The sequence below is a fragment of the Pelagerythrobacter sp. Soil_C_18 genome (assembly GCF_057657235.1).
Window position 1 is genome coordinate 69,191 of the sequence record NZ_JBDGIU010000001.1, and the last position, 17,648, is coordinate 86,838.

The 17,648-nt window shown below is 62.1% G+C and carries 22 protein-coding genes; 10 read left to right on the top strand and 12 right to left on the bottom strand.

Going from position 1 to position 17,648, the window contains the following annotated elements; genetic code table 11:
* Positions 1–74: 74 nt before the first annotated feature.
* Together AC3A5N_RS00305 and AC3A5N_RS00310 are read left to right on the top strand one after the other, a co-directional pair.
* The gene (locus tag AC3A5N_RS00305) at positions 75–476 is read left to right on the top strand and encodes a c-type cytochrome (protein WP_487735310.1); all 402 of its coding nucleotides are present in this window, start codon (positions 75–77) and stop codon (positions 474–476) included.
* Positions 477–513: 37 nt separating this feature from the next.
* On the top strand, positions 514–990 hold the full coding sequence (locus AC3A5N_RS00310; RefSeq protein WP_487735311.1) for a GlcG/HbpS family heme-binding protein: 477 nt from the start codon (positions 514–516) through the stop codon (positions 988–990).
* Here the strand turns inward: AC3A5N_RS00310 and AC3A5N_RS00315 are convergent.
* Both AC3A5N_RS00315 and AC3A5N_RS00320 read right to left on the bottom strand, forming a co-directional pair.
* On the bottom strand, positions 984–1,373 hold the full coding sequence (locus AC3A5N_RS00315; RefSeq protein ID WP_487735312.1) for a carboxymuconolactone decarboxylase family protein: 390 nt from the start codon (positions 1,371–1,373) through the stop codon (positions 984–986). The two genes, AC3A5N_RS00310 and AC3A5N_RS00315, sit on opposite strands and share 7 nt — an antisense overlap.
* Positions 1,374–2,318, bottom strand: coding sequence for an alpha/beta hydrolase (locus AC3A5N_RS00320; RefSeq protein WP_487735313.1), 945 nt, complete (start codon positions 2,316–2,318; stop codon positions 1,374–1,376).
* Between the two features lie 178 nt (positions 2,319–2,496).
* Here AC3A5N_RS00320 and AC3A5N_RS00325 point away from each other — a divergent pair, with 178 nt between their 5' ends.
* Positions 2,497–3,261 (top strand): HpcH/HpaI aldolase family protein, encoded by a 765-nt coding sequence (locus AC3A5N_RS00325; protein WP_487735314.1) that lies wholly within the window; start codon positions 2,497–2,499, stop codon positions 3,259–3,261.
* Complete coding sequence (locus AC3A5N_RS00330) at positions 3,258–3,590, top strand: carboxymuconolactone decarboxylase family protein (RefSeq protein WP_487735315.1); 333 nt, start codon at positions 3,258–3,260, stop codon at positions 3,588–3,590. The genes AC3A5N_RS00325 and AC3A5N_RS00330 overlap by 4 nt, the downstream gene beginning before the upstream one ends.
* Positions 3,591–3,600: 10 nt before the next feature.
* Here the strand turns inward: AC3A5N_RS00330 and AC3A5N_RS00335 are convergent, their stop codons facing one another.
* The 8 genes from AC3A5N_RS00335 to AC3A5N_RS00370 all read right to left on the bottom strand — a co-directional run bounded on the left by AC3A5N_RS00335 (position 3,601) and on the right by AC3A5N_RS00370 (position 10,727).
* Positions 3,601–4,329 carry an SDR family oxidoreductase gene (locus AC3A5N_RS00335; protein WP_487735316.1) on the bottom strand — a complete coding sequence of 243 codons (729 nt, stop codon included), beginning with the start codon at positions 4,327–4,329 and terminating at the stop codon, positions 3,601–3,603.
* Positions 4,326–5,633, bottom strand: a complete 1,308-nt coding sequence (locus tag AC3A5N_RS00340) for an LLM class flavin-dependent oxidoreductase (RefSeq protein ID WP_487735317.1) — start codon at positions 5,631–5,633, stop codon at positions 4,326–4,328. Before AC3A5N_RS00340 ends, AC3A5N_RS00335 begins: the two co-directional genes overlap by 4 nt.
* Before the next feature lie 109 nt (positions 5,634–5,742).
* Positions 5,743–6,252 (bottom strand): flavin reductase family protein, encoded by a 510-nt coding sequence (locus AC3A5N_RS00345; protein ID WP_487735318.1) that lies wholly within the window; start codon positions 6,250–6,252, stop codon positions 5,743–5,745.
* Complete coding sequence (gene ribB / locus AC3A5N_RS00350) at positions 6,253–7,389, bottom strand: 3,4-dihydroxy-2-butanone-4-phosphate synthase (protein WP_487735319.1); 1,137 nt, start codon at positions 7,387–7,389, stop codon at positions 6,253–6,255.
* Positions 7,379–7,759 carry a carboxymuconolactone decarboxylase family protein gene (locus AC3A5N_RS00355; RefSeq protein ID WP_487735320.1) on the bottom strand — a complete coding sequence of 127 codons (381 nt, stop codon included), beginning with the start codon at positions 7,757–7,759 and terminating at the stop codon, positions 7,379–7,381. The genes ribB and AC3A5N_RS00355 overlap by 11 nt, the downstream gene beginning before the upstream one ends.
* Positions 7,756–8,721 (bottom strand): alpha/beta hydrolase, encoded by a 966-nt coding sequence (locus AC3A5N_RS00360; protein WP_487735321.1) that lies wholly within the window; start codon positions 8,719–8,721, stop codon positions 7,756–7,758. Before AC3A5N_RS00360 ends, AC3A5N_RS00355 begins: the two co-directional genes overlap by 4 nt.
* On the bottom strand, positions 8,705–9,895 hold the full coding sequence (locus AC3A5N_RS00365; protein WP_487735322.1) for an LLM class flavin-dependent oxidoreductase: 1,191 nt from the start codon (positions 9,893–9,895) through the stop codon (positions 8,705–8,707). The genes AC3A5N_RS00360 and AC3A5N_RS00365 overlap by 17 nt, the downstream gene beginning before the upstream one ends.
* Before the next feature lie 13 nt (positions 9,896–9,908).
* The gene (locus tag AC3A5N_RS00370; protein WP_487735323.1) at positions 9,909–10,727 is read right to left on the bottom strand and encodes an alpha/beta fold hydrolase; all 819 of its coding nucleotides are present in this window, start codon (positions 10,725–10,727) and stop codon (positions 9,909–9,911) included.
* 108 nt (positions 10,728–10,835) lie between these two features.
* On the opposite strand from AC3A5N_RS00370, the gene AC3A5N_RS00375 reads away from it, so the two are divergent.
* The 3 genes from AC3A5N_RS00375 to AC3A5N_RS00385 all read left to right on the top strand — a co-directional run bounded on the left by AC3A5N_RS00375 (position 10,836) and on the right by AC3A5N_RS00385 (position 13,204).
* Positions 10,836–11,741 (top strand): LysR family transcriptional regulator, encoded by a 906-nt coding sequence (locus AC3A5N_RS00375; protein ID WP_487735324.1) that lies wholly within the window; start codon positions 10,836–10,838, stop codon positions 11,739–11,741.
* A gap of 67 nt (positions 11,742–11,808) precedes the next feature.
* Positions 11,809–12,327 (top strand): VOC family protein, encoded by a 519-nt coding sequence (locus AC3A5N_RS00380; protein ID WP_487735325.1) that lies wholly within the window; start codon positions 11,809–11,811, stop codon positions 12,325–12,327.
* Between the two features lie 85 nt (positions 12,328–12,412).
* The gene (locus tag AC3A5N_RS00385; protein WP_487736299.1) at positions 12,413–13,204 is read left to right on the top strand and encodes an IclR family transcriptional regulator; all 792 of its coding nucleotides are present in this window, start codon (positions 12,413–12,415) and stop codon (positions 13,202–13,204) included.
* A gap of 11 nt (positions 13,205–13,215) precedes the next feature.
* Here the strand turns inward: AC3A5N_RS00385 and AC3A5N_RS00390 are convergent, their stop codons facing one another.
* The gene (locus AC3A5N_RS00390) at positions 13,216–14,157 is read right to left on the bottom strand and encodes a VOC family protein (RefSeq protein WP_487735326.1); all 942 of its coding nucleotides are present in this window, start codon (positions 14,155–14,157) and stop codon (positions 13,216–13,218) included.
* 66 nt (positions 14,158–14,223) lie between these two features.
* Positions 14,224–14,751, bottom strand: coding sequence for a MarR family winged helix-turn-helix transcriptional regulator (locus AC3A5N_RS00395; protein ID WP_487735327.1), 528 nt, complete (start codon positions 14,749–14,751; stop codon positions 14,224–14,226).
* Positions 14,752–14,977: 226 nt separating this feature from the next.
* Here AC3A5N_RS00395 and AC3A5N_RS00400 point away from each other — a divergent pair, with 226 nt between their 5' ends.
* From AC3A5N_RS00400 to AC3A5N_RS00410, 3 genes are read left to right on the top strand one after another with little or no spacing between them, the layout of a single operon-like run.
* A complete protein-coding gene (locus AC3A5N_RS00400; protein WP_487735328.1) occupies positions 14,978–16,333 on the top strand; it encodes an MFS transporter in 1,356 nt (451 codons plus the stop codon).
* Positions 16,323–17,159, top strand: a complete 837-nt coding sequence (locus tag AC3A5N_RS00405; protein WP_487735329.1) for an amidohydrolase family protein — start codon at positions 16,323–16,325, stop codon at positions 17,157–17,159. Before AC3A5N_RS00400 ends, AC3A5N_RS00405 begins: the two co-directional genes overlap by 11 nt.
* On the top strand, positions 17,156–17,602 hold the full coding sequence (locus AC3A5N_RS00410) for a nuclear transport factor 2 family protein (protein ID WP_487735330.1): 447 nt from the start codon (positions 17,156–17,158) through the stop codon (positions 17,600–17,602). Before AC3A5N_RS00405 ends, AC3A5N_RS00410 begins: the two co-directional genes overlap by 4 nt.
* Positions 17,603–17,648 lie beyond the last annotated feature (46 nt).

The following is a 17,648-nucleotide window of genomic DNA, read 5'->3' on the forward strand; positions in this document are numbered from 1 at the left end:
TTTTTGCGTCGGCTAGCGTGATCTGCGATGAAGCGGAAATGACGGGCAGGCGGATTCGAACGAGGAGGAAATGGGTGGCGCGGAGCAAAGCACCGATTACTGCACTCACTTTCGCGATGCCTTTGCTGGCGCTCGCGGCGGGAGCCAGCGGCAGCTTCGCCGCGAATCCACGAGGCGCGCCCACGCCGCCCCCGGGATTTGCTCAGTGCAAGGCCTGCCATACCGTAGAGCGTGGAGGGAGGTCCGGGGCCGGGCCCAATCTGTTCGGTGTCATGGACACCCCGGCGGGAGCCAAGGCCGGCTACGCCTATTCCCCTGCAATGAAGGGGGCGAACATCCGATGGAATCGCGCGAACCTCGATGCCTTTCTGGGAGATCCCAGAGGCTTTATGCCAGGCACCAGGATGATGGCGCCGGGAACCAAGGATGCGAACAAGCGCAAGGCGATCATCGATTATCTTGCGACTTTGAAATAGCTCCGGTTGCCGCAACACTCACAGGGGGAGACGAAGGATGAAGCGAGGCTTGCACTATTTTGCGGCGGCTGCGCTTTGTTTTGTCGCGCCGGCGGCAGCGCAAACTGCGCGGCCTGCTCTCGACTATGCGAGCGCCGCAACGATCCGCGATACCTGCGTCGCCTGGGCGAAGCAGCGGGATCTCAATGTCGCAGTGGTGGTGCTCGAACGGCACGGCCTGGCGGTTACGCTGGCGCACATGGATGGGGCTTCGACAGCGGCGGGCGAGATCGCGCAGTGGAAGGCGGTGTCGGCTGCCAAATTCGGCCGTGCCACCGGCGAGATGACGGCGATGAACCCGCCTGCGAACATGCCAAACGTCGCAACCCTGCAAGGGGGTGTGCCAATTTACACAGCGGAGGGCGCTCTCCTTGGCGGAATGGGAGTGTCGGGCGCGAAGCCCGCCGACGATGCGGCCTGCGCGGCAGCCGGAATCGAAGCGGCAGGGCTACAGCCCGCCCGTCCGGCTCAGTAGGCGTCGATCTCCTTGAGCGCTTCTGCCGCAAGCGCCCAGCTTTCGACACCACCTGCAACGCCGATGTAGAGTGTCGTCTGTAACAGCACCTCGCGGATATCCTCCTTGGTCGCGCCATTCTCCACAGCGCATTTGACCAACCGCTTGAGCGGGGTTTGCCGGTTAAGCGCAGCGCAGATTGCCATCGTGATCAGGCTGCGTTCGCGTAGCGTGAGACCGGGACGGGTCCAGGTTTCACCGAAGCAGGCCGAGGTGACGTAGTTTTCGAGCGGCTCGTGGAAGTCATCGGCCTGCTCCATGCGTTCGACACTGCCCGCGCCGAACAACTGCTTGCGCATCTCGCGGCCCGCTTCGAAAGCGGGATCGCCGGTCTTGAGAGCCATTTACGGTTTCCTTGCTGGTGGGAGTTGGTTTCGAAAAGCAGCCCCGAGCCATTGCATCTCTTCGCGCGCGGGCGCCGAAAAGCGCAGGGCGCGCAGAAACCCATGGCACATGGCACGCGCGATGCGCTCCTCCACGGCAACGCCTGCGGCACGCAGAGCGGTCGCATACTCGCGTCCTTCTGCGACCATGGGGTCATGCTCGGCATCCAACAGGACCGCCGGGGGCAGGCGCGACAGATCGTCAACCCCAAGCGGCGCCAGCGTCGGCTCCCCGTCGCGCTCCTCGCATTGATGATAAGTCGCGATCATCGCTTCGATTACCGACTTGGGAAGAACTGGATCCAGCGTACTTGCATAGGCTTTCCGGCCCGGATCGAGATCGTAGACGCCGTAGCAAAGAAGCTGGCAGACCAGCGACGGTCCGCCGCCATCTCGCACCCGCATCGCGAGGTGAGTGGCAAGGAATGCTCCCGCGCTATCGCCCGCCACGGCTAAAAGCGCGGGATCTATTCCGAGCGGTCCGGCCATTCGTGCCATCCACTCCAGCACCTCATGGCCCTGTGCGATCATCGTGCGCGGTGTCGACTCGGGCAGACGCGCGTAGTGAACGCTAACGACACAGGCGCCGGTGGCCTGTGCGAGGGCCGATGCGAGGCAGTCGTAGCTTTCGATGCTGCCCGTGGTGAAGCCGCCGCCATGCAGGTATAGGATCGCGGGCCCCGGTGCGGCACGGCCGGGCCTATAGATGCGAACCGGCGTTTCAATCGCACTGCCTACGACATAGGTATCTGTAACAACCATTCCTGCAGGATGCGGGCAGGCGATGCGATGTGCATCGCGATCTGCAATGAGCCGCGCGGCCTCCATCGATGCCGCCGCTTCAGGCGGACGACGGACGGCGGCGAGATAATCCGGTAGCCCATCGGCGAGCGGGGTTTCGGTCATTGCTATCTCTGCCTTGCCATTGCCCAATAGGCGAGAAACCACCCCCGCTCCACATACTCTCCTGTCGAGATTCCAACGCATCTGGTATCTGCGCTTGGCTTACCCGAAATTGAGTGCCATGTTGAATGCCGTTTGTAAATAGCAAGTGCAGGAGAGATGGCCCGTGTTCAATTCGGAGGTGAAGCGCAAGCTCGAGGCAGGGGAGACGGTGTTCGGTAGTTTCCTCAAGGTGGACTCGCCTGCCATCGCCGAACTGTTCGCCTTGGCCGGGTTCGATTTTCTCATCGTCGATGCAGAACATGCGTGCTTCACCCACGGCCAGATCGAGGGCCTCATCCGTGCGTGCGAGCGCATGGGCATGAGCACGGTGGTCCGCACGCCGGACGCGCAGGAAGCCAACCTTCTGCATGTTCTCGACAGCGGGGCAAGCGGTATCCAAGTGCCCTCGTTGAAGAGCGCAGCGGACGTTCGCGAAGTGATCCGCAAGGCCAAGTACTGGCCGCTGGGCGAGCGAGGCTCGGCCCGGGCCTGCCGTGCTGCCGGGTATGGCACCGTCGCGGATTACGAGCAGCGGGCGAACGCCGAAACGATTGTGGCCGTACACATCGAAAACAAGGAAATGGTCGAGGATATCGAGGCGCTGTGCACAATCGACGAACTCGACGTGCTGTTCATTGGACCGGGGGATCTAAGCCAATCGCTCGGCCATCCCGGGAATGCCGGCCACCCTGACGTGGTCCGAGCGATCGATCGTGTCATCGAGGTCGCGGCGGGGCGCAAGCATATCGGTACGGTGGTCGGCAATGCGAAGCAGCTCGAGGCGTATGTCGCGCGCGGCGTGCATTACATCGCTTGGCTTTCGGATCTGGGTATGATCCGCGGCGCTCTCAACGCCGCGGCGGGCAATTTTGCGCCCTTCAGGGGTCAGGGAGAAGCGGGATGAAGAGACCTTCGGGCGGCCGTGGCCGCGAATTGGCAGATGTTGCGCCACTGCTGGACCAGCTCACCCAGGAGATCCTCTACGACAAGGTGTGGGAGAGGGCGCAACTTTCGGCCCGCGATCGCAGTCTCATCACGATCGCGTGTTTGATCGCGCTCGGACGAGAGCAAACTCAGGGCCACATGGAGCTGGGGTTGGAGAACGGCTTGTCCGTCGAGGAACTCGGAGAGGCGATTGCGCATATCGCATTCTACGCCGGTTGGCCGGTGGCGGTGAGTGCCGCGCGCAAGCTCAAGACCCTCGTGGATGAGCAGAAAAACTCCGCCGCCTAGGCTTCCGGGCCTACCCTCGGCCGAGAAACGGGATTTTGTTTTGTACGACCAATGCCTCGTAAAAGTTGAGGTGGTCAGGCATGTCCGCCATATGGACGATCACATCGGCGGCGTCTTCGGGTTGTGCCACCAAATCATCGGGCAGGCTGCTGATCCCCCCACCCAGCTCCGTGGCGACAATACCGGGATGGAAAACTGAGACCGCCACGTTGTGCGCTCGGCAGTCGATGGCCAGGGCGCGCGTGAGCCCGTCCAGGCCCCACTTGCTTGCGGTGTAGGCGGGGCTGTGCGCGCGCGGCACCTTGGCGGAGATCGATCCGACATTGATGATGCGGCCGTGACCCTGCCGCTTCATAATCGGGATGGCCGCCCGCGCGCATAGGAACGCCGACGTCAGGTTGGTATCCATCACCTTACGCCACAGAGCGAGCGGCGTTTCATCTGCCGGCGTGCTGTCGGCAATGCCGGCGTTGTTTACGAGCACGTCGACCGTTCCGAACCGGTTTAAAGCCCGGTCGAACAAGCTGGCTACCGCCCGTTCGTCGGTCACATCGGTGCCGACGGAGAGCGCCGCGTGGCCGGCATCTGCCAATCGTGTCGCCAAGGCGTCGATCCGCTCGTGCCGGCGGGCCGCCAGCACAACCTTCGCCCCTTTCGCCGCGAATGCAAACGCGCAGGCCTCGCCGATGCCCGAACTCGCGCCGGTTATCACAACTACGCGGCTGCTGAGGAGGCTCATTTTGCCGCCTTCTCCGCTTGGTCCGATACCAGCGCGAGCGGATCGTCCGCCACCACCGCGAGGCCGCCGCCGCGGTCCGAGCGAGTGTTCTCGAAGGTTCCGGCCTCCTTCTTGCGCAGACCGTAGGAGCGTACCGGCTCGATATCCTGCTGCGCGATCGGTGCCATCCGCCGCTTCCGCTTGAGCGCCGCTTCGATGTAGGGCGCCAACTCCGCCTGCTTCTTCGCTTGCCGTTCCGCTTCGCCTTCCTTCAAGCGCGGCATCGCTGTCTTCGCGAACAGTTCCAGCGACTGGCAGATATACTCGTGGTTTGCCGGTCCCGTCTGCTGGACGAAGATGATCTGATCCACCCCGACGTCCGCATAAGCCTTGCAGTGCTCGTAGACCTGTTCGGGCGTTCCGATGCCGCCGTTCCCGTGGTTGTCCTCGATCCCGGCTTCAGCCTTTTTGAACCCTTCCCACACTTTCGAGTGGCCGGGCACGTGCTTGCCGAACGCAGCATAGAAACCGAGCGAGTAGCCGAAGTACTTGAACCCCTCAGTCCCACGCGCGATTGCCTCCTGCTCATCCTCGTTGACGGACAGAGCGGTGACGATTGCAACGTTCGCGTTTACCGCATGGCCAATCGGGACGCATTCCTCCGACTTGATGATGTCATAATATTCCTGAACCCACTTGCCGGCCTGCTCCGGCGCGGCGAAGCCGAAGACGAGCGCCCCCATGCCGTTGCGAGCAGCGTGCAGGATCGTATCGCGTCGCGAGCACGCGACCCACAGCGGAGGATGCGGTGCCTGGATCGGCTTGGGAACAATGTTCCGCGTCGGCATCGAGAAGTGCTCGCCGTCGAAGCCGGGATAAGGCGTCATGGTGAGCATGTTGGCGCATTGCTCGGTCGCTTCCCGCCACATCCCCTTCTTTTGATCGGGGTCGACGCCGAAACCTTCGAGCTCCATCGCCGTCCCGCTTTCGCCCGTCCCCCAATCGATGCGACCGTTGGAGAGAAGATCGAGCGTCGCGATACGTTCAGCGACGCGCGCGGGATGATTGATCTTCGGCGGCATCACGCAGATGCCATGTCCAAGCCGCATGCGCTTGGTGCGCTGACTCAATGCGCCCAAGAACACTTCAGGCGCCGAGCTGTGCGAATACTCCTCGAGAAAGTGGTGCTCAACGAGCCATGCGTAGTCATAGCCCAGGCGGTCGGCCAGTTCGAGCTCGTCTAGAGCGTTATGGAAGATCTGCCGGTCTTTCTCGGCACTGAAGGGGGCAGGAGACTGATGCTCGTAGAACAGGCCGAATTGCATGGTGTTTCCTCCGCTCTTTCTCCGCGCGACTGAGCCGCCGCCTATAATGACAGCCTAGCTGATAACAGCTTTGCTGACATAAGGGAAGGGATAAGCAGCCAGGCTGATACTAAAGGCGTGCGGCCCTTGCGTATCCGCCGTCGAGATAGATCAATGGATCAACGGCGCCGGCGATACCGACCTCCCGCACCGCGCCAATCACGACCGCGTGCGTTCCATACTCGAGGTGGGTTTCGTATTCGCAGAAGAAGCTTGCTTGAGCTCCACGCAAATAAGGTGTGCCGCATGATCCGGCGCCCCACTCGCCCTCACGGAACCGCTCTTCCCCCTTCAGCTTACCGCTACATGCCTGCGAGACGTTGAGCTGCTCACTATGAAGAATATTGACGCAGAAATTGGCACCGCCGGTAAGCGGGCCATGTAGACTAGCGCTCTTGTTCACGCAGACCAGCAGCGAAGGCGGGTCCATGCTGAGTTCGCTCACCGCGGTCGCGGTCATCGCCCAGCGACGTTCGTCGTGCCATGCGGTGATGACCACCACGGCCTTGCCCAGGCGGCGCAGTCCCTGCCGCAACTGGTCTGCCATGAGAGGGACGGCAGCGTTTGCAGACTCGCTCATCTACGCCAGTCCTTCTCTATCAACGATACGCAATCCGTAACCCTCTATTCCCGAGAGCCGCGCTTCACTGTCGGTCAGAAGGGCAATATCTCTCACACCAAGGTCGAGCAGGATCTGCGCCCCCGTGCCGTAGTCACGAATGCGTTGATCGCGCGTGGGGGTGAGGCCATTGCTACGCCGTTCGGAAATCGCACTGGCGGAGGGATCGCGGATAAATACGATCACACCTGCTCCGGAGCGCGCGCCAATCCGGGCCAGGGCACGCTGTACATATTCGCGCCGCTCGTTCGGCGGTCCGAGCATGTCGGATACGAAATCAAGCCGGTGCATCCGCACGAGAGTCGGGACATCCGGCGCTATCCGACCGCGTGACAGTGCGACGTGCTCGACATTGTCGATCAGGCTGCGGAACACCGACAGCCGAAAATCGCTGCCGTAGACCGTCTCGAACGCTTCTTCATGAACGCGAACAACCGAACGCTCCGTGCGGCGGCGATAGCTGATGAGATCAGCAATAGTGCCGATCGGCATTCCATGTGTCCGGGCAAAGGGGATGAGATCGGGCAACCGCGCCATTGTGCCGTCGTCATTCAGCACTTCGCAGATCACGCCCGATGGCATGAGCCCGGCGAGGCGGGAAACGTCTACCGCGGCCTCGGTGTGACCGGCGCGCACTAGAACCCCGCCCGGCCGCGCCACCAGCGGAAAGACATGCCCGGGAGAAACGATGTCATCGCATCCCCGCGACGGATCTATCGCCACAGCGACCGTGTGCGCGCGATCATGCGCGGATATGCCGGTGGTAATTCCCTCCCGCGCCTCGATCGACGCGGTGAACGCGGTGCGTAGGCCGGAGTTATTCTCGGCTACCATGGGCGGCAGGCGCAATTCCCGTGCGCGCTCCTCGGTCATGGCCAGGCAGATTAGCCCTCTCGCATGGCGCGCCATGAAGTTGATCCGGTCCGGGGTGGCGAACTGTGCGGGGATGATGACGTCACCCTCGTTCTCGCGGTCCTCAGCGTCGACCAGGATATAAGGCTGGCCGTTGCGCGCCGCTTCGATGATTTCCTCGATCGGGGCGATGTCGCTCTCACCGCCCTGACGCGGCGAACTGAACTGGACGGCCTCAGTAGGCATCGGCCGCCTTCAGCGCTTCACGTGCGTGACGCCAGCTATCCGACCCGGCGGGCAACCCGACGTAAATGGTCGCGTGAAGCAAGATTTCGCGGATTTCTTCCTTCGTTACTCCGTTGGCCAGGGCGCCGTTGATGTGATTCTTCAACTGATCTGGCCGCGACTGGCCAACCAGGATCGCTATGGTGAGCATCGATCGCGTCTTCCGATCGAGCTCTGGCCGGCTCCACACATCGCCGAAGCACATCCGCGTGACCAGATCCTGCAAAGGCTCGCTGAAATCGTCGGTATTATCCAGACTCGCTATACCCGGCTCCCCAAACATTTCGAAGCGCATCGCGCGGCCGCGTTCGTAGCTGTCGTCCAATTTCATTCGATCAAACCCTCGATGATAGTGCGTGCGGTATTGGCTGCCTGCTCCAGCTCCTCGCGCGCGCCCGGTGATACGGCCACCGCGCGCAGAAAACCGTGGATCATGCCGGGTGCGATGCGGACAGTCGTCGCGACGCCTGCAGCTTGAAGGCGTGCGGCAAGCTCTTCCGCTTCGCTGCGCAGTGGATCGTGCTCGGCCGCGACCAGGTGCGTCGGAGGTAATCCGGCGAGATCGCTGCGATCGATCGGTGCGGGGCTGCGAAGCAGACCACCCCGGCTGCGGAACAATTCGATGTATTGCCTTACGCGTTCCCCGCTCAGCAGCGGATCCCGGCTCTCGGCATAAATCGGCCGTTCCGGATCCATTGCGAACGTGCCGTAGAAGAGGACCTGGAACGCTGGGCCCGCTATTTGCTTATCACGCAGATTGGCGGTGCAGGCGAACGCAAGCAGTGCGCCCGCGCTGTCGCCCGCGACACCGGTCAGCGCGGGATCTATGCCCAATACTCCGGCTTGCCGCATCAGCCAGGCGAAGGCTTCCTCGCAATCGTCTAGTGCGGCCGCGTAATCCGCCTCGGGCAAGCGGCGATAGTGGACGCTGACGACGACCGCTCCGGTAGCCTCGGCGAGCGCGGCGCAGGCGATATCGAAACTCTCGACGCTGCCCATCGCGAAGCCGCCGCCATGGAAATAGCAGAACGCCGCGCGCCGCCCGTCACCTCCCGGATCGAAGAAGCGCAGCGGGATCTCGCGGCCGGCCGCAGCGACATAACTGTCGAACCGTTCTACGTTGGGCCTATAGCCTCGGGCGAAGCGTCCAGCAGTCAGGTCGCCTGCTAAGCGCATCGTCTCCAGATCGGACGCCGGCGGCGGCTGCCGGAACAACTCGACATAGCGGGAGATACCTTCGCCCAGATCGGGCGGATGTCCCGCGATTTGCGCCGCATCAGCCGACGGCTGCATCGCGCACCTCGAATGGGATTCCCGCCAACTCGGCCAACCGCGGAGCGACTTCGCGCGCCACCAATGTCAGGTTATCGGTGGTTTGCGCGTGGTCCAGTTCACCCGCCTGTCCCATCATAAGCAGGTTGCCGAACCCGCCGGTTTCGTCGTGGAATTGGATGAGCTGATCATATACCTCGTCCGGCGTCCCGACGAAGAAAAGTCCGGCATCCATGTATTGCTCGATCGATCCATCGACCGGCAATGGCTGCCCATTGCGCATGCGCGGGCGCATCGCCGCTGGCCCGGCCTGCAAAGCGCGAACATTGGCCTCGACCGGATTGAACCCAAGGGGATTGCGAAATTGCGGGTCGAGGCGTGCCGCGGTGGTGAAATAACTTTTCATCTGCTCGGCGCGGCGGAAGGCAGTCGCCGTGTCGTCGGCGCAAGCGACCAGCGCCAGATAGGCTAGCTTGTCCGGCGACGGCTGGCGGCCATGCGTCTCTGCATAGGCTTCGCGGTAGCCGGTGAAGACTGAACGCGCGACCGCACCCGAGAGGAATGTGGCGCAATGGTAATCGCGCCGCCCGTATTCTCGCGCGCTCGACGCGCTCGAGGCGGTGCCCCAGATCGGCGGATGTGGCTGCTGGATCGGCCGTGGCCACAGGCTGGCGGTGCGGTAGTGGAAGTGCTCTCCTTCCCACGAGAAGTTGTCGCCCTCGTTGGTCATGGCCGCAAGGATCAAGTCGTGCGCTTCCCAAAACCGATCCATGAAACCGGTTGGCTGCCGATTGGACATAAACAGTTCGTACGGTGCGCCTTTGACCAGCCCCACCTCCAGACGGCCGCTCGAAAGGCAGTCGACCATCGCAATCTCTTCCGCCACTCGTAATGGGTTGGAGCGATTGGCGAGCGGGACGCCGAGCGCAAGCAGACGGGCCTTGCTAGTCTGCCGTGCGAGGATCCCCAGCGTGGTCATGCACGAGGTCGACATGCAGGTGGCCGCAGCATGGTGCTCGTTCACCATGATGTTCAACCCCAGCTCGTCGGCCAGCAGGTACTCGTCCAAGTAGCGATTGAGCAATCGGCCCGCCTCTTCGGGGTCGCAATGATGCTGCGGAAGAGTAACCCGCATCGATCCCGCGACGTCGAAGGCGGGATGATAGGCTTGTTCGCTGAATTGCCAGATCTTCATGTCGTGTCTCCGATCAAGCGTCAGCGGCGAAGGCGATGATGCGCGAAGCCAGGTCCGCGGGGCGATCGGCATGCAGCCGATGGCCGGCCTCGGCGATTGTCTCAACGCTTGCTTGCGGCAGCGCCGCATCCCACGCCTCCCGATATGCGGGGCGGACGAGGGCGTCGGCCTCGCCCCACATCACCAGCGTCGGCGCGGTGATGCGATGCAGTCGGTCCCCCAGCTTGGGATTCGCCATGTAAGGCGTCCAACCGTAGAGGCTTGCGGCCTCGTCATTTCGCATAATGCGGCGAATGCGGTCTTCCGGCAGTTTTGTCAGCACCGCCATGTCGCTGCCCGGCAAAGGGTCCCCGGCCTGCATGCGTGCACCAAGCTCTTGGCGCGAGAGCATGAAAATGTCGGCGACATGCTGCTCGCGCCGGTTGGCGGTCGGCAGCCCAAGCGGCGAGAGGAGCACAAGCCGTGAGGCCCGCTCCGGCTCCTTGGTCAAAATCTCCGCCGCGACCCACCCGCCGAACGAGGCGCCCACGACCACGGGACGGTGCAGCGACAACAGGTTCATGAGGTCCAGATAAAAATAGCCCAGGTCGTCGACCCGATTGAGGCGCGCCGGGCGCTCCGAACCGCCAAATCCCGGGTGTGACGGCGCATAGACCGTGAAGGCCGCGGCCAGTTCGCGCAGGGCGGCCGCCGAGCCTTCCACACCATCGAGTCCATGAAGGAACAGCAGCGGCGCGCCGCTTCCGGCGGTGAACAACTCCACTTGGGTACCAAGAATATCGACCGTGGACAGCTCGCCGAAGTCGAGTTCATCGAGGGCGGCGGCTTCCATCGCTCTCCGTTCAGATTCACGTTCCATGCCCGAAGAGTGTTTTACAGCGATCGATACGTCCAATTCTTTGTTCTTGAGCGTTTAATGCCCGGTGAGTATGGATTAGAGATGGAATTGAGGCATCTGCGCTATTTTCGCGCGATCGGACGTGAAGAGCATTTCGGCCGCGCTGCGCTTGCGCTTCGCGTTGCACAGCCCGCTTTGACGCGGCAAATTCGCGATCTTGAAACCGAACTTGGCGTGGAGTTGTTTGAGCGATTGCCGCGGGGGGTGCGCCTTTCCGGTGCGGGCCGCGCCTTTCTCCAGGAAGTCGAGGATATCCTCAAACATGTAGACCGTGCGGTTGACCGCGCGCGTCGCATGGGCAGCGGGCACCTGGGCACAATTCGTGTCGGCCTCAGCGAGATCATCGCTGCTTACGACTTCATCTCCTATGGTCTTTTCCATTTTCGCGAGAACGAGCCCTCAGTGGTGCTCGATTTGCGTTCGATGGGCTCGCTCGCCCAGCTTGCTGCGATAAAGGACGGGGCTCTCGATGTAGGATTGGTCTATGATGCCCATATCGACGAGCGTGACCGTGATGCGCTCGAGCGTGCCCCGATCGGACTTGGCCAAACTGTACTTGCCGTTCACCAGAGCCATCCCTTCGCGGACCGCGAAAGTGTCGCGATGGCAGAGATCGCAACAGAGCCCGTCCTGGGCCCGACGCGCGCGACGGCCCCTGGGTATTACGACCGCTTGATGGCAGCGTGTATTCGTAGCGGCAATGCGCCGCAGTTTGTGCAGGAATGCACAACCCATTCGATCTTATTCAGCCTAGTCGCGGTAGGCATGGGCGTGGGGATTGTTACCACGGCCGGATCGCGTGCGCCCAGCCCCAACATTCGCCTCGTTCCGATTTCCGATCTCGATTTAGAATTTCAGGTGATGCTTGTATGGCGCGCGCGCGACCGGTCCGCTGCGCTGCGTCGCTTCGTCGAGGTTATGCTCGAACACGCGGCGCAAGCGCGGTGAACCTGTTGCGCGTGTCATCCCGCCAGGGTGACACGAGTGGTTCGCGATACTGCTATCTTCGGTGAAAATGGAGATAGCCGTGACCGATCCGAGACCGCTTAAGGGTCTGTATCATTTCGCCTACCCTTGTCGCGACGCCGAGGAGACTCGCCACTTTTACGAGGACATATTGGGCTTGCCCTTGGTGAACTGCATGCTCTCAGAGCGTGTGCCCAGCACAGGCGAGGAGAAACCCTATGTCCATTTCTTTTTCGAGTTGGGCGACGGCTCGTACATCGCTTTTTTCGATCTTGGCGGAGACGAGAAGCCCGCCCCATCCCCCAACACGCCGGAGTGGGTGCAACATTTTGCTATCGAAACAGGCTCTGCCGAGGATGTCGAGGCTATGCGAGCACGGCTCGACGAGCATGGGGTGAAGAGCACCCCGCTGGTAGATCACGGGTTCGTTCGCTCGATATATTTCTTCGACCCCAACGGTCTTCGGCTTGAGATTGCCGCGCGCACCGAGGCTCCGGGTTTTCTCGAGAGAGCCGCCGGCGAGGCTCATGCCATGCTCGCGACGTGGAACGCCCGAAAACACGGATAAAGAGCACATTCTCCATCTGGCGCGTGGACAGAGCGGCCCCCGCTTGGCAGGAGGAGCCAAGGCAAGATCAGTGTTCGAGAGGCCAATGGCAGAGGCAGAGCAATCACGGCGGCGGGTCCAGTCGATCGAAGTTGGATTTCGTGTCTTGCGCGTCCTGCGCATGGCGGAAGGACCGCTACCGCTGCGCGACATTGCGGCTCGCGCGGGGATGCCACCGAGCAAAGCGCACCTCTATCTCGTCAGCTTCGTGCGAGAAAACATGGCTTATCAGGACGCGCATACGGGGTACTATGGTCTCGGCTCGTTTGCGATTCAGCTGGGGCTCGCCGCAACCCGGCAGCTCGACGTGGTTTCGCTCGCTTCGACATCGCTCACCGAGCTGCGCGACAAGACCGACTGCGCCATTTACCTCTCGCTTTGGGGCGATCGCGGACCATGCATTGTCGCCAAAGCCGACGGCAGGCTTCAGGGCGCGTTCTCCGTGCGGCTCGGATATATTCTTCCCTTGACCACCACGGCCACCGGTCTGGTTTTCCTCGCGCATTTGCCAGAATATGAACTCGCCCGCGCCCGCGCCGCGCAAGATGCCTACGACGCTGGCAGCGCGCGAGCGCCCTCGGAAAGCGAGATCGCGGAAGCGGTCGAGAAGATCCGGAAGGTTGGCTATGCATCGACGGTCGGCAGGCTAAACCGCAACTTCGCGGGTCTTGCTGCGCCGATCTTCGACTACAGCAACAAGATTGCTGCCACGCTCACGCTACTGGGCCCCAGCGAATACATCGCCCGTGCCAAGCAAAAGGAATTCGTCCGCGCCCTGCTGAGCGCCGCAAGCGAGGTTTCACAGAGCATGGGCGCTCTGGCCGCGTCGGAAGATTAGCGCAGACGCCTCTAGACACGGACGAAGTCGGGCGCGCGCCTGCCTGCCGCAGCGGCATCGAGCCGCAACTGCCGTGCTTCGGCGCGCTTGGCGTCATCGAGCCAAGCTCGTTCGTGTCCCCACAAGCTGGGACCGTGGTCACATTCAAAGGGTCGCCAGTTCGAAGGGTCGATCGACCGCCCACCCCAACCGTATTCGACCATAAACCCTGACGGCGTGCGAGCATAGAACGAGGTCATGAAGTCGTTCGAATGCCGCCCCAGCGTTACGCCCACGCACCCATCTTCAAGCAGCGCGAGATCGTAGGCTTGGCCTACATCATCGAGCGAATCCAGCTCAACCATGAGATGGTGAAATCCGTCCACGCCCGTTTCTATCGCCGCGAAGCTGTGATGGCGGCTATTGAGGTGGAAGAACGACGCCTTGAACGGCCGCAAGGCGTAGTCGCTGAGGCGGAAGCCAAGTAGATCGGTATAAAAGGGCAGCAACGCATCGAGCGAACTTGTGGTCAGAACGACATGGCCGAGCCCTAGCGAGCCGGTCCGGAATCCGCTTAGGGCTCGGCCGGGCACGAAGGGAGCAGTCGCAGCCGCCGCGCCATGAAAGAATTCGAGCCTATTACCCGCGGGATCGTGCGCCACGAGTAGCGCTGCCACGCGCCTCTGCTCGATCTCCAGAGTCGTTCCCAGCCTTACATCATGGCCAGCATCACAAAGCCGTGCCGCGAGCGCGGCAAGCGCATCGGCGTCCGCCACCTCCCAGCCCATCGCGCTGACCTGCTCGGAATTTGCGCGTTCGACGAACAGTCGCCGGTCACGCTCATCGGTACGGAGGCCGAAACCGGTTGCGCCGCGGTCCACGACTTGCATGCCCAGTAGATTCGCGGCGAATTCCGCCCAAGCGGTATCGTCGCGAGTGGCGATGGCGATATAGCCGAGAGACTGGAGCAACATCGCCGCACAATTCCACAGAATTGAACGCCGATCAACATTGCTGAACAAAGGTTATGCTTCGCGAACCTACAGTCGTTGAACCCCCGCCCGTCGATACTCTGGTGTCAACTCTTCGATCTCACCAGCATCTGCGGTCTTCTCACCCGCCCCGCTGAGCGACTGCAGCAAGCGTATCAGGTAGTCGCGCATGATCGCCTGCTCTTCCTTCGAGAGCGGCTGGAGCAGCTTGCGCTCAAGGGCGCGCGTATCCTTCTGTAGTTGTTTCAAGGTTGCCAGGCCGGCATCGGTCAAGCGCACTTCAAGCAGCCGCTTGTTCGCTTCGCTCACGCGCCGCCCGATCAAGCCCTTCGATTCGAGCAGTGCGATCTGCTTTATCATTGTCTGCGGCTTCACGTCATAAAGCCGTGCGAGCTCGGCGGACGACATGTTGGGGCGTGTCGATAGTGTTGTCAGGATGCGAAACTGTACTGCCGTCACCTCGAATGGGCTGAGCACGGACTCCAGTTGGACGTACGCCTTGTACTGCACCTGCTTGACCAGGTGGAGGATCGAAGGTGCGCCGCTCGCGGATGCCTGACCAACGGATTTCCCCATAATTCCCCTACTGTCCCATCGTCCTTAGCCTGTCCAGCGCCAGCAACGCTCATTCGCGAAGCTTGCCGATGCCGTGCTGAGAATACGCTCTGGACGGAATATCCATTCTCAGCCAAGCTGACAAAAGCGCATCTATCGTTTGCATATGTCAAATGGCATATGATAACGATGATTGCGACAATAAACATCGCTCCCGCCTTATGGCGGATGAGGCGGAGGGGAAGAGATGATGTCGACAGCAGGCCAGCCTACAGACGTGGACACCTTCCTCGATGGATTGAAGTTCAACCGCTTTCATCTCACGGCTCTGATTCTGTGCACAATCCTGACCGCGATTGATGGATATGAACTCTACGTCGTGGGCTGGGTTTTGCCTGACCTCGCACGGGATTTCGGCGTGCCGCGTACGGCGATCACCTCGGCAATGGTCGCTCAGCAGATTGGTATGCTGGCCGGCGCGTTCGTTATCCCGCCGATGGCAGATCGGATTGGTCGGCCACGCCTGCTGCTGTTCTGCTATTCGGGCCTGGCGCTGAGCGCATTCGCAATCCTATTCACCAGCTCGCTGGTGCCTTTCGCCATTTGCCGCTTCGTGGCTGGTTTCTGTGGCACCGCGATGATTCCGATTCTGGTGTCGATCGCGTCGGAAACAGCGCCTCTCCGCCTGCGTTCGACGATGAGCACCATCACCGTCAGCGGCACGATGATCGGCGCGCTGCTCGGCGCGTTGATGCAGGGCTTCGTCCTGGAGCCGTTTGGCTGGCGCGGCGGCTTCTGGATCGCGGTCGCGATGCCAGCCATCATGCTGCCTTTCATTTATTTCCTCCTTCCTGAGTCGCTCCGCTCGCTTGCAGCGCGCAACCCTGACGATCCGAGGATCCAGACGCTCGCCCGCAAGATGGACCCCGGCCGGGAAGCGCCGGTGATGCTGGTCGCGCCGCCAAAGTCGGAAAAACCTGCAGGGGCCGTACTGCTCGGCGATATCCTCGGCCCCGGTCAGCGGATGAAGACATTCTTGATGTGGGCGATCACCATCTCGAGCTTCGTCTTCATCACCGCGGGCGTTTGGAAAACCACGATCTTCAAGGACGTGATAGGCCTGGAATGGTCTCAGGTGGCGGTCATCAACGGCGTAAACACCATTGCAGGGTTCTTCGGCATGCTGCTCATCGGCTTCTTCATCGATCGACTTGGCTTCAAGCGGGTGATGACGTCGGCTTTCTTGCTTGCCGGCCTTTTCGCGGTGTTGGTGGGTGCGTTCGCGCCCACGATCGGCATGTTCATAGCGGTCGGATTCATGGCGATGTTCCAACACGGCGCGCAGGCGAGCATCCCAGCGCTTGCGGCGGCGCTCTATCCGCCACGCAGCCGCGCGACCGGCATCGGCTGGGCCTATGGCGCGGCGCGCATTGCCTCAATCTTCGCCCCACTGTTCGGCACCTTCGTGTTAAGTGAGGGCCTCGGCCCGATCATGATCTTCGCGCTGCTGGGCGTACCGCTTATCTCAGGGGGCATTTTCACCTTCTGGCTGATGAGCCTCAAGGGCGCGCCCCAACCTGTACGGGCGGGCCATGGCCACTGAAGCGCCGGCTTCGACAGCGGCTCCGCCCGCAGTCGATGCGCATGCGCACGTCTTTACGCGGGCAGTGCCTTTTGCAGAAGATGCGCATTCTAGGCCGGCCTACGACTATGGCGTGGACGCATGGCTTGCCGATCTCGACCGGCACGGCATTGCCAAAGGGGTGATTTCCGCGGCGAGCCTCTTCGATGACGGGAACGCATATACCCTCGACGCGCTCGCTGCTTACCCGGAACGATTGCGCGGCACCGTGATCGCGAGGCCAGAGATAGAGGAACGGACGCTGCGCCGGTTCGCCAGCCAAGGCGTCGTCGGCGTGCGTCTAATCTGGCGGCGCATCGATGAATTGCCCGATCTCGCGAGCGAGCCGTATCGCGGTTTCCTGCGCCGGATCGCCGATTGCGGTATGCACGTTGAACTCCTGAGCCGTGGCGCCAGCCTCCCGCAGCTGCTCCCCGCGCTCGGCAAGGCGGGTGTCCGCGTTGTGATCGACCATTTCGGTGTGCCGTCGCGCGATACGGCAGAGCGCATGAGTGGGACTGACGCACTTTGCCGCTCCCTTGAAAGCGGCCGCACATGGGTCAAGCTCTCCGCCGGATTTCGCATGCCATTTGCGATTGCTGCAGAAGTGACGCAGCGGCTACTCACGAGCGCCGGACCGGAGCGATTGCTCTGGGGAAGCGATGCGCCGTTTGTAAATCATGAGGCGAGCACCCGCTTCGCCGACACGCTCGACCTTTACCGCCGTCTCATGCCCAATCCGGCTGCCCGCAGTGTGATCGATCAGACGGCGCTGGCCTTGTTCTTCAATCAGGGGATTGACCGATGAATCGACGCGAACGTGCCGCTGCTGCTGCTGAGCTTGAGATGGGACTGGCGGATTTCTGGCACGACGTCGACACCAATTGGGGCCGCAACGCGGGCACCTACTACGCGCCGGAGGCAGTCTACAGCTCCGGCAAGCTGCACCTGGAGGGGCGTGAAGCGATCCAGGGCTTCTACAGCTGGCGGGAGGCGCGCGGGGACCGCGTCGCCGTGCACGCCTTCACCAACTTTCGTGCCGAGTTCGACGATCGGCGCGGCGCGACAGCGACTTGGTACATGCTGCTTTGGGCAGCCGATGGAGCAGCCCCGCAGGAAAGCGTGGCTCCGACGCGGATCAGCCGCGCTACGGAGACATTCCGCTGGGACGAGGGTGACCAGCGCTGGCTGTGTACCCGCCGCGAGCTTGTCAATCTCTTCCGTGGCGGTGCGCAGCTCAACTTCAGTTAGCAAAAAGGAGGCACCTTTTCAGGCGCCCCCTTCTTCGATCCATGTC

Coding starts and splice junctions, on each gene's coding strand:
- AC3A5N_RS00310 (WP_487735311.1), top strand. CDS start 514: ATGAAGCGAGGCTTGCACTATTTTGCGGCGGCTGCGCTTTGTTTTGTC.
- AC3A5N_RS00315 (WP_487735312.1), bottom strand. CDS start 1,373: ATGGCTCTCAAGACCGGCGATCCCGCTTTCGAAGCGGGCCGCGAGATG.
- AC3A5N_RS00320 (WP_487735313.1), bottom strand. CDS start 2,318: ATGACCGAAACCCCGCTCGCCGATGGGCTACCGGATTATCTCGCCGCC.
- AC3A5N_RS00330 (WP_487735315.1), top strand. CDS start 3,258: ATGAAGAGACCTTCGGGCGGCCGTGGCCGCGAATTGGCAGATGTTGCG.
- AC3A5N_RS00335 (WP_487735316.1), bottom strand. CDS start 4,329: ATGAGCCTCCTCAGCAGCCGCGTAGTTGTGATAACCGGCGCGAGTTCG.
- AC3A5N_RS00340 (WP_487735317.1), bottom strand. CDS start 5,633: ATGCAATTCGGCCTGTTCTACGAGCATCAGTCTCCTGCCCCCTTCAGT.
- AC3A5N_RS00345 (WP_487735318.1), bottom strand. CDS start 6,252: ATGAGCGAGTCTGCAAACGCTGCCGTCCCTCTCATGGCAGACCAGTTG.
- ribB (WP_487735319.1), bottom strand. CDS start 7,389: ATGCCTACTGAGGCCGTCCAGTTCAGTTCGCCGCGTCAGGGCGGTGAG.
- AC3A5N_RS00355 (WP_487735320.1), bottom strand. CDS start 7,759: ATGAAATTGGACGACAGCTACGAACGCGGCCGCGCGATGCGCTTCGAA.
- AC3A5N_RS00360 (WP_487735321.1), bottom strand. CDS start 8,721: ATGCAGCCGTCGGCTGATGCGGCGCAAATCGCGGGACATCCGCCCGAT.
- AC3A5N_RS00365 (WP_487735322.1), bottom strand. CDS start 9,895: ATGAAGATCTGGCAATTCAGCGAACAAGCCTATCATCCCGCCTTCGAC.
- AC3A5N_RS00370 (WP_487735323.1), bottom strand. CDS start 10,727: ATGGAAGCCGCCGCCCTCGATGAACTCGACTTCGGCGAGCTGTCCACG.
- AC3A5N_RS00375 (WP_487735324.1), top strand. CDS start 10,836: ATGGAATTGAGGCATCTGCGCTATTTTCGCGCGATCGGACGTGAAGAG.
- AC3A5N_RS00380 (WP_487735325.1), top strand. CDS start 11,809: ATGGAGATAGCCGTGACCGATCCGAGACCGCTTAAGGGTCTGTATCAT.
- AC3A5N_RS00385 (WP_487736299.1), top strand. CDS start 12,413: ATGGCAGAGGCAGAGCAATCACGGCGGCGGGTCCAGTCGATCGAAGTT.
- AC3A5N_RS00390 (WP_487735326.1), bottom strand. CDS start 14,157: ATGTTGCTCCAGTCTCTCGGCTATATCGCCATCGCCACTCGCGACGAT.
- AC3A5N_RS00395 (WP_487735327.1), bottom strand. CDS start 14,751: ATGGGGAAATCCGTTGGTCAGGCATCCGCGAGCGGCGCACCTTCGATC.
- AC3A5N_RS00400 (WP_487735328.1), top strand. CDS start 14,978: ATGATGTCGACAGCAGGCCAGCCTACAGACGTGGACACCTTCCTCGAT.
- AC3A5N_RS00405 (WP_487735329.1), top strand. CDS start 16,323: ATGGCCACTGAAGCGCCGGCTTCGACAGCGGCTCCGCCCGCAGTCGAT.
- AC3A5N_RS00410 (WP_487735330.1), top strand. CDS start 17,156: ATGAATCGACGCGAACGTGCCGCTGCTGCTGCTGAGCTTGAGATGGGA.